Below are 16166 nucleotides of genomic sequence, written 5' to 3'. Positions count from 1 at the left end.
CGGGCCTCTTGCTATGGGGCAGTTCAAAGAGAAGAACGAAAACCAATCATACTTGAAATGATTGGTTTTTATATATTAGGCTAATAGTGTGAAAAAATATGAAGACGACAGGAGCCATCAAATAGTTATGAAACAAAACAAATATGATGATCACAGTTTTTTTGAAAAATACAGCCAAATGGCACGCTCGACAGGCGGGCTGGATGCGGCAGGGGAGTGGCCTGCACTTCGCGCGCTGCTGCCCGATCTTTCAGGCAAGTCCGTGCTTGATCTTGGCTGCGGATATGGCTGGCATTGCCGATATGCACGCAAGAATGGAGCTCGCTACGTTGTAGGCGTGGATCTTTCCGAGAAAATGCTGGAGCGCGCTCAAGAACTAACGGAGGATGAAGCCATCACCTATCGCCGTCTCGCGATTGAAGACATCGATTTTCCGGCAGGCCAATTTGATGTGGTGATTTCGTCACTTGCCATTCATTATGTGGAACATTTCGACGCTCTTTGTCAAAAGGTTCATCATTGCCTCGCAGAAGGGGGAAGCTTCATCCTCTCCGTCGAGCATCCGATTTTCACATCGCGTGCTGAACAAGATTGGTATTATGGTCCTCAAGGAGAACGCCTGCATTGGCCAGTTGATAACTATCAGGACGAGGGACTAAGACAGGCAAGATTTCTGGAAACAGACGTCGTGAAGTATCATCGAACGGTTGCCACCTATATGAATGCGTTGGTCGAGGCTGGATTCAACATCATGAAGCTGTCCGAGCCTCAACCAACGCAAGAAGCATTGGACAAGTATCCGGAGATGAAAGATGAAACCCGGCGTCCAATTTTTCTTTTGATTGCAGCAGCAAAACGCACCCAATAAGCCAATTTCGAGTCTTTTCATGCCCAGCCATATAATTTTCTTGATTGTTAGGCTAACTTGGTTATAATGAAAGATGTAAGTTTATACATTAAACAAACTAAGTTTAACGAGGAGAAAATGGACATGAACAAGCCTGCACAACCTAAGGAACCTTTAGTTACGCATATTTACACGGCTGATCCATCTGCCCACGTATTCGAAGGTAAAATTTATATTTATCCTTCCCATGACCTAGATCACGATGGACCGTCTAATGACAATGGCGACCAATATGCGATGGAAGATTATCATATTCTCTCCATGGACGATTTTAATTCACCTTGTGTCGACCATGGCGAAGCTTTGCACCTGAGAGATATTCCTTGGGCGAAGCAGCAATTATGGGCGCCAGACGCAGCATACAAGAACAATACGTACTATCTCTTTTTCCCGGCTCGGGACAAAGAGAACATTTTCAGACTTGGTGTCGCTACAAGCTCAACGCCTGCAGGTCCTTTTACGGCTCAGGAAAATTATATCCCGGGCAGCTACAGTATTGATCCTGCCGTGTTCATCGACGAAGACAACAAAGCTTATATTTATTTTGGCGGATTATGGGGCGGCCAGCTGGAGAAATGGCAGACAGGAACATTCCTTCCTGATGCAAAGGGGCCGGCAGAGCATGAACCAGCCCTGGGGCCAAGAGTGGCTGTTCTAAGTGATGATATGCTCACTTTCACGGACGAGCCGCAAGAAATCAAGATTGTGGATGAAGAAGGCAATCCCATTCTAGCAGGCGACGAGGACAGACGATATTTCGAGGGTCCATGGGTTCATAAATACAATGGATATTACTATCTGTCCTATTCAACGGGGACTACACATTGTCTTGTTTATGCAATGAGCGAACATCCTCAAGGGCCGTATGTGTTCAAAGGCACGATCCTGACGCCGGTAATCGGATGGACAACGCATCATTCCATTGTTCAATTCGAGGATAAATGGTACTTATTTTATCATGATTGCTCCCTATCAGACGGAGTTAACCATAAACGCTGCGTCAAATATACGGAATTAACGTATAACGCGGATGGTACAATTCAAACGATAGACCCATATAAATAAACAATTATTCCTATAGAACTGCTTCCTACGGTCTTGTAAGACTTGAGGGGGCAGTTTTTTCATGCATAGAATCCCGATTTTGGATAAAAATACATGGAAGGAAATCAATGGAGAGAGAAAGCTGCAATCATCTAATGAGATGTACAGGGGGCGTATTCGGATGACGATTTGGCAGTGGTATAGACGTCGGACAAGACCAGGATCCCAAAGTCAACAGCCTTCAAAGATTCCACGGATCGAAACGCCAGCGCATCAAATTTTGGAGAAATATGCAGAAGCTACCGTTAGCCAAAAACTCGATGATTCCTTGGATTTCGTTCAGGGTATACTTGGCGACAATGACGATTTTATTATGCGCCGTTTTTGTATATGTGACGAGCATGCGGCAGCAGCTTTATATTTCGCTGATTTAATTGATAAACAACATTTGAACGATCATATATTAAAACCTTTAATGCGTACGACCTCGAAGGAATATCCAAAGGATGATAACCGTTCAATGAGAGATTATCTGTTGAACGATACGTTGTATTCCTGTGAAGGCAGAACGGAAACCGAGCTGGATGAGATCATCCAAGCCATCGTCGAAGGGAAAACCGTCATTCTGGTTGACGGTCTGGTGGATGCTTTTGTTTTCAGCACCCGCCAAGTTGACAAGCGTTCGATCTCGCAGCCGGAAACCGAGCAGGTGATCAGGGGAGCCCGGGAAGGTTTTATCGAAATAATGGGCACCAACTTGGCGCTTCTCCGCTATCGGCTCCCGACACCGGATTTCCGGATAAAAACCATACGGATTGGGCGGGTTACGAAATCCAAGGTAGCTCTTTGTTATATTAATGGCATTGTGAACCCTGAACTCGTGAAAGAGGTATTCAGGCGTCTATCGTTGATTGATATTGATGGCGTTCTTGATGCAGGTTATTTGGAGCAATTTATCGAGGATAATCACGTCTCGCCATTTCCGCAGATTCAAAACACAGAACGGCCAGATAAGGCTGTCGCCAATCTGCTGGAAGGCAGAGTGATTCTCCTGGTAGACGGATCACCGTTTGCTCTTATCTTACCAACGGTTTTCAGCCAATTTTACCAAACGGTGGAGGATTACTCGGAACGGTATCTCTTGGTCAGTTTCATACGTCTATCTCGCCTCGTTGCGCTTGTATTCTCGCTGATTTTTCCATCGTTGTATGTAGCTCTGATCTCGTTTAATCCGGAGCTTATTCCAACGGAGTTCGCCGTCGCGGTGACAGGGGGAAGAGCAGGGGTGCCATTCCCGTCGGTCATTGAAGTGTTAATCATGGAAATCTCCATGGAAGTTCTGAGGGAAGCGACGCTGCGGCTACCGCAACAAGTTGGCGGAGCCCTTTCGATCGTTGGCGTGCTTGTCGTTGGACAAGCGGCAGTTGCGGCAGGATTTATTTCACCGATTACGGTTGTTATCATTGCATTAACGACGATCGGTTCTTTTGCAACACCGGCTTATAATGCAGCGCTAGCTCTTAGATTGTTGCGATTCCCGCTTGTTATTTTGTCAGGAATTTTCGGTCTGTATGGCGTGATGATCGGATTAATTTTGATCGCGAACCATATGCTCTCCTTACGTTCATTCGGCGTTCCGTACCTGAGCCCGATTGTGCCTGGAAATTTCCAGGGGATGAAAGATACACTGGCACGATTGCCCCTATGGTCGATGCCCAAAAGACCTGGGCTTTTACATACCCCTAATGACACTCGTCTAAGTAAATTAACGAAAGACATGAGTGGCAAAGCACCAAATAATACGTTAGATCCATTGAAGGTTGGAGATAGGAGGAACGTAACCTATGGAGCATCCTCGCCAGATAACAGTGATTCAAGCCGCGATCATACTGATTAGCACGATTATTGGAGTGGGGGTGCTTGCTCTCTCACTCTTTGCTGTTCGCGCAGCTGATTCCGGGGCACCGCTAGTTACTTTTCTAGGCTTAATGCTTGGATTAGTAGGTCTTTGGCTTCTAACAAAGCTCGGAATGCGATTTCCTGATCAATCGATTATTGAATACAGTAAGGATTTAATCGGCAAATGGATGGCAGGCGTATTCAGTGTATTAATCATTGCTTTCTTTGCTCTAATTACAGCACTGGCAGCTCGGGAATTTGGTGAAGTCGTCGTAACGTCCGTTTTGATGAAAACTCCGCTTGAAGTGACGGTGATCGTCATGCTGCTGCTAGCCGCTGTTTCCTCACGCGCAGATATTACCACGTTTACTTATTTCCATCATTTTTATTTTCCGGTCATTGTATTTCCTGGATTATTAATTGTTGTGCTATCGCTTAAGAACGCGCATTTAGTCAATTTGCTTCCTTTATGGGGGAATCAACCAAGCGGCATGTCTGGTGGCATTCTCACGATGGCAGCCCTATTTCAAGGCTCTTTCGTCATGACCATTGTCATACCTGCGATGCGTAGACCGGAGAAGGCCATGATTGCCGGCTATGTCGGGATGGCCATTTCAGGGGCTTTATATGTACTTATTGTCATTGCAACGGTTGGCGTCTTTGGATCGGAGGAAATTAAAAAGTTAGTGTGGCCAACCTTGGAATTAGCCAAAACAACTTCACTGCCTGCGAACATTCTGGAGCGTTTAGATGGGGCTTTTCTTGCTGTATGGGTGACGGCGGTATTTACGACATTACTGTCTACATATTACTTAGCCATTTTTTTTATCACTCAGCTCTTGCGACTCAAGGATCACAAGATGTTCACCTTCTTTCTAGTTCCTTTTATTTATGTGATGGCTATGTTTCCTCAAAATTTGCTGCAGATGTATGAAATCATTCAAGTTGTCGGCCGCTGGGGATTAATCATCACGGTGGTGTATCCACTTGTCTTATTTATAGTGGCGTTGATTCGTAAGAAAAAAAGTCGGGGTGATCAACTTGTGGCAAAATCTGATTAAACAGATTCTTGTTTTCGTGTTGATGACCCCTTTGCTTACAGGCTGCTGGGATCGCCTTGAAATCGAAGATCGTGCGGTTGTCTTAGCCATTGGCATCGATGAAGCAAAGCCGGGAGATGAGAAAGAAACTAGCAATGCAACACATATTCTTAATCAGGAATCCTCAAAAAAGGGACTCATTCGTATCACCGTTCAAATTGCCGTTCCAGGTCGCATTCCACTAGGGACAGGAGGCGACACAGGGGGGCCAGCTTCTCAAAAACCAGTTTGGGTCTTGACCAGCGTAGGATACACCATTGAAGATGGGTTAATGAACTTACAGCAGCAGCTCGCGGATCGGTTGTTCTATGGCCATTTAAGAGTCATTGTGCTGTCGGAAGCGGTTGCCAAAAGAGGGATTGAGAACGTGAATGATTTCTTTCGCCGTCAGCCTCAAGTTCGAAGAACAGTCTGGATGGTTGTTTCCAAAGGAGCCGCAGCAGACATTATGAATGCTACTCCGCAATTGGAGCGCGTACCGTCTTTATATTTGCTTGCCACTTTGGAGCATGCTAGAGAAATGGGCAAGCTGCCCAACATTTTCTTAGGTGTTTTTTTCAGTGCCAGTTCGGCGAAAGGTCAAGAAGGGACGGTTCCTTACTTGGAGTTAAAGAAGGAATCGAATATCGAACTTGCCGGAATGGCTTATTTTAAAAATGACAAAATGGTGGGCACCTCAACAGCTTTGCAAATTGGCCACTATATGGCCATAAAGCAATTAAACCCCGGCGGTTACAGTATCCTTCAGGAAATGCCGGGCTCTCATACAAACGTTATTTTCAAAACTACACATCGGAAATCAAAAATAACAACAACAATCAAAAATGGGAAAGTGTTTGCGACCATTAGATGCCAAGTCGAAGGGGATTTAACGGAAAAATCGGATGAGAAGGTACTCGTGACGAGAAATAATTTGATCAAGCTGGAAGAGAAAATTCAAAAAGACGCCGCGGAGGGATTCAAAGATTTCATCCAGCAGACACAGGAAGATGGCAGTGACATTTTCGGCTTTGGGGAATATGTACGTGCAACGCAGCCGGCATATTGGAACAAGGAAATTAAAACCAAGGAAAAATGGGAGAGCAAATATAAAGAGATGGCCGTAGATGTCTCGATGCACGTTAAGATTAGACGAATTGGAACGAAAACGAAGTAAGGAAGGATTCGGCCCATGATCACCTTTAATAATTACACGGTTTTGCTGCTGCTGATCTCCGGACTGCTCGTCTTAGTTTTTGATGTGAAAATTTATACCAAAGCAAACTTGCAGAGGGAGAAAAAAGGGGCTCTTTTTACCGGATGGTTCAATATATCCCTAGGGATTCTTTCCTACGTAGGCTACCTAGTTTATGAAAAATGGTTCTGGAAATAAGCGTGCATAGCCGTCTTGGTGTTATTCTTCAAAAGAGGGAAACAAGAGATATATGGAGAATATAGACATGCTGAACTTTGTACAAAAGCCGCAATTACGAGGAGGGGGAAATAGGAATGAAATACCGTCAACTAGGTGATACGGAACTTAGCATTAGTGAGGTTAGCTTCGGTACATGGGCCATCGGTGGGAGCTGGGGACTATCTAACGATGATGAAGCCATTAAGGGCTTGCACTTGGCTATGGAAGCAGGGGTTAACTTTTTTGATACAGCGGATGTTTATGGATCGGGGCATGCGGAAGAACTGCTGGCCAAAGCAACTAGAGGAAAAGAAGATGACATTTACATAGCAACAAAGTTTTGCCGTGCAGGAGATATTTATGATTCAAAAACGTATTCAGAGGAAACGGTTCGCCAATATTGTGAAGATAGCTTGAAAAGATTGAATCGCGAACGAATTGATCTCTATCAGATCCACTGTCCGCCTTTAGCCATTTTGAAGGATGGTCACGTATTCGAAGTGCTGGACAAGCTCAAAGCAGAAGGTAAAATTCGTCATTACGGCGTTAGCGTCGAGACGGTGGAAGAAGGTTTGTTCGCACTGAGTAAGCCTGGTGTCAAGGTGCTGCAAGTGATTTATAATCTGTTCCGGCAAAAACCGGCCGAAACTTTATTTCCGCAAGCGAAAGCCGCGGGGGTAGGGATTCTTGTCAGACTTCCGTTAGCCAGTGGTCTGCTGACCGGGAAATTCACTGAAACGAGCACATTTGCTGCGGATGATCACCGGAATTTCAATGCGGATGGCGCGCAGTTCAACGTTGGTGAGACGTTTGCCGGGCTTCCATTTACCAAGGGAGTGGAGCTGGCAAGGGAACTGGCATGGATCGCAGAAGGCCGCGGCAACATGGCGCAAGCTTCTATGCGCTGGATTTTGGACAATCCGAATATTACCTGTGTGATTCCAGGATTCAAAAACGAACGTCAAGTCGCAGATAACCTCGGTACGGCGCAGACGTCATCTTTTTCCGAAGAAGAATGGGCTCGACTTCAAACTTTTTATGAGGACAGGGTGAAAGACTACATTCGGGGGCCTTATTAGAAGATGATGTTTCTATGATTGATTTTTTTAAAGACTTTATCTTAAATATCTTCTTGATTTTCTCTCCGCTTGTTGTTTATCCCTATTTGTACAAATCACAAAGTCATAGCATGAAGTACCGGCTGTGGCTTTGCTTTTTTTTCACAGTAGCTATTGGGTTCGCGATGTCCATACCTGTTAATTTAAATGGTTTGGTTTATGATTTTAGGTCCATTCCGCTGATTGTCGGCTCTCTGTACGGCGGGATTTATGTTTCGATGTTTCTGTATGCGGCAATTATCGTAGTCCGATATGTTCTCGGAAATCCAAATAATTTAATTTATTGCGTTTCCTTTATTCCAACAATTATTTTTATCGTCTTGCTTCTAAAAAGATATCAACAAATGCGTTTAACCCATAAAATAATTTCCGCCATTATCGTTTGCGTTGCTGTTAAAATTGTAAGTTTTCTCATTTATTTGACGAGCATCGGTAAGCTGGACCTTTTTACTGCCAACCTAATCTCCTCCTCTCAAACCTACATTCTGCAGAGTGTGGTAATCGCCGTCTATATTTATCTGATCGAGTTTCAACAGAAGTACATTCATATGCAGGAAGACGCAATCCATGGCGAGAAAATGAGAATTGTCAGCGAGATGGCGGCTTCAGTCGCCCATGAAATCAGAAATCCACTCACGGCAGTAAGAGGGTTTATTCAACTCATGGGGGTACCTCATTTGGCCCCATCGAAACTCCAATTTTATCAGCAAATCTCACTGGAAGAATTGGAGCGGGCACAAGTCATCATTAGCGACTACTTGGCCATCGCAAAGCCTGAACCTGAGAAAGATGAATTAATCCTGATGAAGGATGAAGTGCAATATATTTCTCAGGTGTTATTAACGATTGCCAATTATAACGATGTCAAAATTGATGTGACCTTGCAGGATGGACAAATGTTTATCCAGGGGGACCGGAATAAGCTGAGGCAATCGCTGATCAATATCGGGAAAAATGCCATTGAGGCGATGTCCAAAAGCGGTGGTGTTCTGGAAATAGGGCTAAAAGAGCAGACCAATAAAATTATCATCACGATACGTGATAACGGGATTGGCATGACAAAGGAACAAATTAGCCGATTGGGTACGCCATATTTTTCCACCAAAGAGAAAGGCACGGGCCTGGGTACAATGGTCTCATTCAGTCTTATTCGAGCGATGAAGGGGAAAATAAATATTACCAGCGAAGTAGGCAAGGGGACGGAATTTGAAATATCATTTCCAGCGGCTCCGCATGGATATTGACAAAAGTTGAATAACAGCTTACTTAAGGGGCTTGCCATTGGCAGCTCTTTTTTTGTTTATATTCACTTAAACATTGTCCGTTATAGTTGATCGCAAGACGACATAGGAGGCAGACAGGATGGGAAAAGAAAGCATAAAAAGTCGGTTCATCAAAGCTGGATTACGATTCATACAAGTTAATGCTATTTGGAAAAAGACAGGCGAAGCCCTTCAAAGAGAAATAGAAAATAGGCAGCATAAAGAAAGTTATGAACCTCCTAAGAATATGTTTAGAAAGTATGATTGCCGCAAATATGAGGCAAATGGTCATGCTTATTATGTCGTGAAACCTCTGGAACAAGCTGCTGGGAACAAGCATATCTTCTATCTGCACGGCGGTGGCCATGTGCTCAAAATCACCTCGCTGCATTGGGAATTTATTGCGTATTTAATTGATTCGTTACATTGTACGGTCACGGTTCCGATGTATCCACTTGCGCCAGCGCATAGCCACAAGGATGTTTTTGAGATGCTCGTCCCTCTGTATCGCCAAGTGTACGCGGATGTGGAGGAACGAGATCTCGTGGTGATGGGAGATTCTGCCGGTGGCGGGATGAGCTTGGCATTGGCACAATTCCTGCGGGAGAAGGGACTTAAACAGCCAGGGAATATCATTTTGATCTCCCCGTTGTTGGATATGACCTTCAGCCATCCCATGATAAAAATGATCGAGAAACAAGATCCGATCTCGGCTACTCCGGCGCTGCACGAGATTGCCAAGTGGTATGCGGGCGAAGAAAGTGTGAAGCACTATTTGGTCAGCCCAATTTACGGGAACTTCCACGACTTGGGAAGGATCAGCGTGTATATCGGAACACATGATATCTTATATCCTGACGCGAATAAATTCAGTAAACTCGCTGGCATGCAAGGTATTCCCATCAATTATTATGAATACCCGTCTATGCTTCACGTCTGGCCGTTATTTCCCTGTCCGGAAGCCTGGCAAGCACGAGAGCAGATGATTCATACGATCCGGTCGACTTAACATTTTTTTAATAAATGTTCTTGACAGTTGAAACGATTTGGAATGATAATAAAAACGACTGAGTAGTCATTTTAAGAGAGAATAGATGAGGAGGATTTCAATGACTAAACACCATGATCAATTAGTTAAATATGCGTCTTTGGCTATACAACTGGGAGTAAATGTGCAGCCGGGACAAACACTAGTCATTTTCGCACCTCTAGTATCGGTGGATTTTGTACGCTTATTAGTCAAACACGCCTATGAAATAGGGGCAAAGCTTGTCTACGTGGAGTGGGTTGACAGTGAAATTACACGTTTGAAATATGAATTGGCGCCATTTGAAGCACTGCTTGAATACCCGATGTGGCAAGCAAAAGGTTATGAAGAATTAGCAAGTCAAAATGCCGCTTTCCTCTATGTTTCTGCCAATAACCCGGATCTGATGAATGGCATTGATCCCAAACGACTGCAAACCGCCAGCAAAACATCAAGCACGGCAATCAAGGAATTAACGATGGCAAGATTAACGAACAAAGTCAGCTGGACGATCGTCGCTGTGCCAACACCAGCTTGGGCGGATAAAGTTTTCCCACTACTTCCGGCAGAGGAACGGGTAGATGCGCTATGGAGCGCCATCTTCCAAGCAACGCGAGTTGAGAAAGATGATCCGATCGAGGAATGGAGGAATCATGCGCGCACATTACTAACCAAATCCGATTTGCTGAATCAGAAGCAATATAAGGCACTGCATTACTGCGCGGAAGGTACGGACATTACGGTTGAATTGCCTCAGGACCACTTATGGGTATCGGCCGGCAGCAATAATCAGCAAGGTGATACCTTTATTGCAAATATGCCGACAGAAGAAGTGTTTACATCTCCCTTGCGAACCGGTGTAAATGGTACCGTAAGAAGCACGAAACCGCTAAGCTACAATGGTGTTCTTATCGAAAATTTCTCTCTGACTTTTGAAGAGGGAAGAATCATTGATTTTGAAGCGGAAAAAGGCGAAGAGATGCTGCGAACTCTCGTTGAGATGGATGAAGGATCTCATTATCTGGGGGAAATTGCGCTAGTTCCGCATCGTTCGCCGATCTCGGATATGAATCTAATTTTCTATAATACCTTGTATGATGAGAACGCCTCCTGCCATTTTGCCATCGGTCGGGCATTCCCGTTTTGCTTGAAAGACGGCGTGACGATGAGCGGAGAAGAACTGCTGAAACGCGGCTTGAACGAAAGCTTGACGCATGTAGATTTTATGATGGGTTCAGCGGATATGGACATCGACGGGATTAAGATGAATGGCGAAGTTGAGCCCGTATTCCGCAATGGAGACTGGGTAATTTCGTAGAAACGGAGGAGCAGCATGTCACCGAAAGTTACGCAAGCCTACAAGGAAGAGAAGAAGGCGGTTATTCTTGAGGGAGCGCTCCACTGCTTTACGGAAAAAGGCTTCCAGGCTACGACAATGGATGATATCGTGCGGCATTTGGGAATTAGCAAAGGCGCTATTTACAGCTATTTTGCCAGTAAAGAAGAAATGTATATTCAGATGGCCGATGATAAAATGAATGCCATGCTGGAGAATTCTACAGAGACCTTCAAGAGCATGCCTAGCGCAGCGGATCAAATCCGTTACATGTATAACCGGTTTCGCAGCCAATCATTGACAGAACTTCGCAAATGGATGGCCTTTCATTTGGAGTTTATGCTGTATGCGGCACGCCAACCCCAGTTAACGCAGCGATGGAATGAGTACGCGGACAAAGCCTTAGTGTTCATTAAGGACATCATGGATGGCGGCAAGCTAACAGGCGAATTTCGCTCGGATTTGGATAGCGCGGCAGCTTCTCGGTTATTCTGGTCCATTCGGGATGGCCTTGCGCTGCAGTACATGTTAAGTGGCGAGGAAGCCGACTATAAGCGCACAATTGATGATATGGAAAGTATGGTGTTCCGCTATATCATGGGGTAATCCTTTTGAACCGGAGGAGAAGGTTATGGTTTTCAAAAAAATGAGCGAAATGTCAGTCGAAGATCTGGTTGCGCTTTGGAATAAGGGCTTCGAAGGGTACTATCTCAACAGTTCACTGGACATGAGCAAATTCATGGCTAGAACCGTTCATGAAGGTCTCTCCTTGGAGCATTCTTTGGTGTTGTATGAAAATGAGGAAGCGATCGGTTTCGTCATGAACGGATTTCGCACCATCGAAGGGAAAAAGGTGGCGTGGAACGGCGGGACCGGAATTATCCCTGACTACAGGGGTAAGGGATTCGGAAAACACTTAATGCTTAGAAATTTGCAATTATATCAAGAGCAGGATGTGGACATTGCCTTGCTTGAAGCGCTTGTCCAAAATGAAGCCGCGATTAATCTTTACCAGAAAGTCGGTTATGAGATTACCGAACAGCTTGTCTGTTTGCAGCATACGGGAGAACTTCATGTTAACCTGCTGGAATCAAAATTCCCTGAAAAATATAGCTTACGTCAGGGACATCCCGTTGAAGTTAACGCTGTGCCATTCAATAAGCCGATGTCTGCCTGGCAGACACAATGGCCTAGTATGAAAGGCGGCGAAAGCATACTTGTAACCGTTGCTGAGGAAGTGGTGGGCTATGCCCTATTCAAGCGAGTTTATGCGGAGAATGGCAGCTTGACCTCATTCATGCTTTATCAATGTGAAGCATGTCCAGGACGCGAGGATGAAACGGAAATTCTGAAAACGGCTTTAAGGGAAGTATTCGCACCACTGACCTCTTCATGTACGCGATTAACGATGAATATCAGACATTCCAATGAGGGGTTAAATGAGCTGTTAGCCGGATTAGGCTTTACCTCATTTGTTGAGCAGGTACATATGCTGCGGCATATTTAAAATCTGTTGGCTTGGAACATGAGAACCTGACGTATGAGTTGGGCATGGGGCGCATATGAATCGTTATGAGCAAAAAACGATGAATGGAGGGGGTACCCCATGTCTTTTTTTGACAAAGTCAAACAAGGTGCAACGGATGCCGCGAAGAAAGCTCAGCAAACCGTTGAGCTGACGAAGCTCAAAGCGCAAGTTTCTTCCAAGGAGAAGGAGATAGAGAAATTTTATAATCTCATTGGAGAGTCCGTGTATGCCGCTTATATGTCGGGAGATATAGCCCGTGCCGGTGAGATTGTCGAGAGATTCAGTCTTGGCATCGACGCGGTTAAGCAAGAAATTGCCGTATTGGATCAAAAAATCATTGAACTGCGAAATGAGAAAGAATGCGTTTGTGGTAAAGTCGTTGTGGCCGACACGAAGTTTTGTTCATCTTGCGGCCATCAGTTTTGAGGAAAGATGAGACAGTCTGTAGAGACTGTCTTTTTTGTTGCATGTGTGAAGCGCGTGCAGCGACGATCAACGCCGGGGTGCAACATCAAACTTGACGGAACAGCCCCTTCATGGTTTTAAGCTAGCTACTTCACCGGCCTTCCACTTTCCAGTCACACTTGCATATTACAGCAAACTTCTACCTTCCACTTTCCAGTCACACTAATGCACAATACAACCAACTTCCACCTCAGTAGCATACAACAAATTTCATGAGATCTAGCGAGAATTCCGCTAAAGATTTTCTAGAGGGATCTATGGTCCACTATTTGAAGGTAAATCAGCTTATTCCTTGGTGAGTGGGAATTAGAGGCTCTTATTTAGCCTCCACGATACGATTTTCGGGTGAAATCGGCGAAATAGGGGAACGTAGTTCCCATGGGCTGATGGGAGAGGCTACTTTTCTGAGATTAGCGGACCATAGTTCCCTCTACGTGCAGGGATATTCTAGGACATAGGGAATTAATGTAAATGGAATGCCAACCAAGCGACAAATAAAAGCAAAGGAGCCCTCAATGTCCGATTATGATTGGGATAACAAAATTGAATATTTAAGAAACACAAGAGATCTATATTACAACGATGACTACTTGGAGTTTCTAGTGAAGTCAGTTTGGAAAATCACTCAGCCAGTGAATGTCGTTGACTATGGTTGCGGGTACGGATATTTGGGGCTGAAGCTGTTACCGCTTTTACCCGAAGGATCCACGTATACGGGACTTGACAAAGGAATAGAGCTAGTCAACACAGCAAGGGAAATTTTCGCTATGCTGCCTTTTACAACAAATTTTATCGTGGCCGATGTAGAAACGTTAGCGATCGAAAGGCAATATGATCTGGCCGTTTGCCATGCGTTATTATTGCATCTGTCCGATGCGAAAAAATTACTCTACAAGATGATCGATTGCGTGATGGATGAGGGGAGGGTCATCTGCTTCGAGCCACATTGGATTGCTAACATGTCTAACTATAGTTTGCATGGTGTTGATCAAAGCCAAGTGATTCGCTTGGGAATTTTACAAAAACTATTTGAGCAGGATACTAAAAGTAACGGAAAAGACGGAAATATCGGGATAAAAATACCCGAATATCTCAGTGAAATAGGCTTAACAAATGTTCAATGCAGAGTAAGCGATAAAGTTAATTTTCTAGATCCGAATGCGGATCGACAAAAGAATCAACGGCTGTACAATTCCTTGAGAGAGGAAGGGATTGGCAGTTTCCCAGGCGATGAATGCAAGTTTATTCATAACTTGATGAATCGGGGGCTAACAGAAAGTGAAGCAAAGAGTCAATACGAGGCGGAGTTATTATTTTCAAAAATATTCAACGAGGACTCCGTATTAACCTACGCTCCTAACTTGAAGATTTCATTTGGTACGGTGAACCGATGAGCACAGAAAGCAAAATGCTTTTTAAAAAACCTGTGATCGTTGGGGCAATAGGTTGGGCTGTCTTACTTTTGTCAATTTCTACTTGCTATCTTATTTGGTTATTTTCTAGCCAATATGCGATCCTCTACTACTGCACATTTTTATTTGCAATATTCCTAGTGGTTTGGACGGTAATATCTACTTTTGGCGTATTACAGAGTTTATTGGATTACAAAGAATTAAATTTTATGAAAGCTTATCTCCATTTAGCTGAGATTAAGAAGCGGAAAGCACTGTTTGTGTTGGGGCTGCTTACAAATTTATTATTAATTCTATGCAATAGCACGTTGATATTTTGTCTATATAATCTATGGCAAAAGATATTTCCGTAAAACAAACTCGGATAATTCCAAACAAGCATGTCAGAATTGTGCCGAAAAACAAAAATAAGAATTCTAATCGTAACTATATTGACACAATGTAAGGGGATACATTAATATGTAAACATGCTCAGGAAAACGTTTGGGCAAGAATTTGGATCATCGTTTTGGATAAAAAGGAGCTGTCACTATGCCTACACTTAAGGATATCGCTGATTTAGTGGGCGTCTCCATTTCAACAGCCTCGAGAGTGGTTCGAAATGATACAAGCCGGCATATTAATCCGGAGACGAGGGCCAAAGTATGGGAGGCCGTTCGCCAGCTCGATTACAAGCCGAATGAGTCAGCACGCCATCTCGTGAATAAACAGAAGACCGAGAAGAGACAGACCAAACAAATCGGCTGCATTATTCAAGCGGCACGACTCAATGATGATCATCCTTACTATTCGCCGATTATTACGGCTTTTACGAAAAAGATTTTGGAGTCAGGCTATTCATTAGCCTTCATTCATACTTCGGACGAGCTCGCGGATGATGCTTTGCTTCACCGCTGCATCCATGATATTCAAGTGGACGGCATCATCATCGTTGGCGAAGTCGGGCCGGCCATTCTGGATTATTTGCAAAAGGTAGAGGATCTCGCTTTGATTGGCATTTGTACGATTGGGACTGAGATTACGATGGTGGACTATGATCGTATCCACGCTGCCAAATCCGCTGTCGATCACCTCATTGCGCAGGGCCACCGTTCTATCGGATTTATCGGCGGGCCAGGTCATACGGGAGAGCTAAACAGTGAAGAGAGGTTCCAAGGCTACAAATTCGCGATGTATGACGCCGGTATTCCCTTACATAAAGACTGGGTGATAGACACCCGTTGGGAAATTGACCGCAGTTACGAATACGTGAAAGAACAGTTAAAACGATCCGATATAGAGCGCCCTACGGCAATCTTCTCAGCAAGCGATCAGTTGGCGATTCCGGCTATGCGTGCTGTGATCGAAAGTCAGCTACGAATTCCGGAGGATATCGCCTTCATCTCGATGGATAATATTGATTTCGCGCAATACACGACGCCACCGCTATCTTCGGTGCATGTGCCGAAAGTCGAGATCGGTTTGACAGCGGCTGCAACCTTGTTGGATATGTTAAAAGGAGAGCAGCTGGCGCTATCCAAAGTACTGCTACCACATAAAATTATTGTGAGAGAATCGTCCACATTTGCTAGAAGCTAATTTTTTTTATTACTCAGGATAACGTTATCCTGAATTTGGCGCCAAATTATTTTACTACGTCAAGGAGGTGAAATCAGCTTTTACGGGTTCCATTTTT

Annotated in this window: 15 protein-coding genes; all 15 read left to right on the top strand. The window is 44.4% G+C overall.

Annotated elements, in window-relative coordinates; genetic code table 11:
• Positions 1-127 precede the first annotated feature (127 nt).
• The 15 genes from ACUN27_RS20735 (at position 128) to ACUN27_RS20665 (ending at position 16069) form a co-directional block, all read left to right on the top strand.
• Positions 128-868 (top strand): class I SAM-dependent methyltransferase, encoded by a 741-nt coding sequence (locus tag ACUN27_RS20735; protein ID WP_326060634.1) that lies wholly within the window; start codon positions 128-130, stop codon positions 866-868.
• A 123-nt stretch (positions 869-991) separates the two neighbouring features.
• Complete coding sequence (locus tag ACUN27_RS20730; RefSeq protein ID WP_445559548.1) at positions 992-1972, top strand: glycoside hydrolase family 43 protein; 981 nt, start codon at positions 992-994, stop codon at positions 1970-1972.
• Positions 1973-2132: 160 nt separating this feature from the next.
• Positions 2133-3848, top strand: a complete 1716-nt coding sequence (locus ACUN27_RS20725) for a spore germination protein (protein WP_394358146.1) — start codon at positions 2133-2135, stop codon at positions 3846-3848.
• Complete coding sequence (locus ACUN27_RS20720; protein WP_326060632.1) at positions 3796-4911, top strand: GerAB/ArcD/ProY family transporter; 1116 nt, start codon at positions 3796-3798, stop codon at positions 4909-4911. Before ACUN27_RS20725 ends, ACUN27_RS20720 begins: the two co-directional genes overlap by 53 nt.
• A complete protein-coding gene (locus ACUN27_RS20715; RefSeq protein WP_326060631.1) occupies positions 4892-6106 on the top strand; it encodes a Ger(x)C family spore germination protein in 1215 nt (404 codons plus the stop codon). Before ACUN27_RS20720 ends, ACUN27_RS20715 begins: the two co-directional genes overlap by 20 nt.
• A gap of 15 nt (positions 6107-6121) precedes the next feature.
• Entirely contained in the window at positions 6122-6322 is a 201-nt protein-coding gene (locus ACUN27_RS20710; RefSeq protein WP_315949829.1) for a CLC_0170 family protein, read from the top strand.
• Between the two features lie 116 nt (positions 6323-6438).
• Complete coding sequence (locus tag ACUN27_RS20705; RefSeq protein ID WP_326060630.1) at positions 6439-7422, top strand: aldo/keto reductase; 984 nt, start codon at positions 6439-6441, stop codon at positions 7420-7422.
• Positions 7423-7436: 14 nt separating this feature from the next.
• Positions 7437-8705, top strand: coding sequence for an ATP-binding protein (locus ACUN27_RS20700; RefSeq protein WP_326060629.1), 1269 nt, complete (start codon positions 7437-7439; stop codon positions 8703-8705).
• A 118-nt stretch (positions 8706-8823) separates the two neighbouring features.
• The gene (locus tag ACUN27_RS20695; RefSeq protein ID WP_445559547.1) at positions 8824-9732 is read left to right on the top strand and encodes an alpha/beta hydrolase fold domain-containing protein; all 909 of its coding nucleotides are present in this window, start codon (positions 8824-8826) and stop codon (positions 9730-9732) included.
• A gap of 100 nt (positions 9733-9832) precedes the next feature.
• Positions 9833-11068, top strand: a complete 1236-nt coding sequence (locus ACUN27_RS20690; protein WP_315949837.1) for an aminopeptidase — start codon at positions 9833-9835, stop codon at positions 11066-11068.
• A 15-nt stretch (positions 11069-11083) separates the two neighbouring features.
• The gene (locus ACUN27_RS20685) at positions 11084-11692 is read left to right on the top strand and encodes a TetR/AcrR family transcriptional regulator (protein WP_315949839.1); all 609 of its coding nucleotides are present in this window, start codon (positions 11084-11086) and stop codon (positions 11690-11692) included.
• The gene (locus ACUN27_RS20680) at positions 11652-12593 is read left to right on the top strand and encodes a GNAT family N-acetyltransferase (protein ID WP_445559546.1); all 942 of its coding nucleotides are present in this window, start codon (positions 11652-11654) and stop codon (positions 12591-12593) included. The genes ACUN27_RS20685 and ACUN27_RS20680 overlap by 41 nt, the downstream gene beginning before the upstream one ends.
• Before the next feature lie 99 nt (positions 12594-12692).
• The gene (locus ACUN27_RS20675; protein ID WP_127456012.1) at positions 12693-13040 is read left to right on the top strand and encodes a hypothetical protein; all 348 of its coding nucleotides are present in this window, start codon (positions 12693-12695) and stop codon (positions 13038-13040) included.
• Between the two features lie 554 nt (positions 13041-13594).
• The gene (locus ACUN27_RS20670; RefSeq protein ID WP_445559545.1) at positions 13595-14473 is read left to right on the top strand and encodes a methyltransferase domain-containing protein; all 879 of its coding nucleotides are present in this window, start codon (positions 13595-13597) and stop codon (positions 14471-14473) included.
• Between the two features lie 549 nt (positions 14474-15022).
• Positions 15023-16069: a LacI family DNA-binding transcriptional regulator gene (locus ACUN27_RS20665; protein ID WP_315949842.1), complete on the top strand. Its 1047-nt coding sequence runs from the start codon at positions 15023-15025 to the stop codon at positions 16067-16069.
• Positions 16070-16166 lie beyond the last annotated feature (97 nt).

The sequence above is a fragment of the Paenibacillus sp. WC2504 genome, from assembly GCF_052682475.1.
Note: the sequence above shows the minus strand (reverse complement) of the source record. Positions and strands in the feature narration are given on the sequence as shown.

Excerpts from the sequence above, each read along its gene's own strand:
- ACUN27_RS20735 (WP_326060634.1), top strand. The coding sequence starts at position 128 with ATGAAACAAAACAAATATGATGATCACAGTTTTTTTGAAAAATACAGC.
- ACUN27_RS20730 (WP_445559548.1), top strand. The coding sequence starts at position 992 with ATGAACAAGCCTGCACAACCTAAGGAACCTTTAGTTACGCATATTTAC.
- ACUN27_RS20725 (WP_394358146.1), top strand. The coding sequence starts at position 2,133 with ATGACGATTTGGCAGTGGTATAGACGTCGGACAAGACCAGGATCCCAA.
- ACUN27_RS20720 (WP_326060632.1), top strand. The coding sequence starts at position 3,796 with ATGGAGCATCCTCGCCAGATAACAGTGATTCAAGCCGCGATCATACTG.
- ACUN27_RS20710 (WP_315949829.1), top strand. The coding sequence starts at position 6,122 with ATGATCACCTTTAATAATTACACGGTTTTGCTGCTGCTGATCTCCGGA.
- ACUN27_RS20705 (WP_326060630.1), top strand. The coding sequence starts at position 6,439 with ATGAAATACCGTCAACTAGGTGATACGGAACTTAGCATTAGTGAGGTT.
- ACUN27_RS20700 (WP_326060629.1), top strand. The coding sequence starts at position 7,437 with ATGATTGATTTTTTTAAAGACTTTATCTTAAATATCTTCTTGATTTTC.
- ACUN27_RS20695 (WP_445559547.1), top strand. The coding sequence starts at position 8,824 with ATGGGAAAAGAAAGCATAAAAAGTCGGTTCATCAAAGCTGGATTACGA.
- ACUN27_RS20690 (WP_315949837.1), top strand. The coding sequence starts at position 9,833 with ATGACTAAACACCATGATCAATTAGTTAAATATGCGTCTTTGGCTATA.
- ACUN27_RS20685 (WP_315949839.1), top strand. The coding sequence starts at position 11,084 with ATGTCACCGAAAGTTACGCAAGCCTACAAGGAAGAGAAGAAGGCGGTT.
- ACUN27_RS20680 (WP_445559546.1), top strand. The coding sequence starts at position 11,652 with ATGATATGGAAAGTATGGTGTTCCGCTATATCATGGGGTAATCCTTTT.
- ACUN27_RS20675 (WP_127456012.1), top strand. The coding sequence starts at position 12,693 with ATGTCTTTTTTTGACAAAGTCAAACAAGGTGCAACGGATGCCGCGAAG.
- ACUN27_RS20670 (WP_445559545.1), top strand. The coding sequence starts at position 13,595 with ATGTCCGATTATGATTGGGATAACAAAATTGAATATTTAAGAAACACA.
- ACUN27_RS20665 (WP_315949842.1), top strand. The coding sequence starts at position 15,023 with ATGCCTACACTTAAGGATATCGCTGATTTAGTGGGCGTCTCCATTTCA.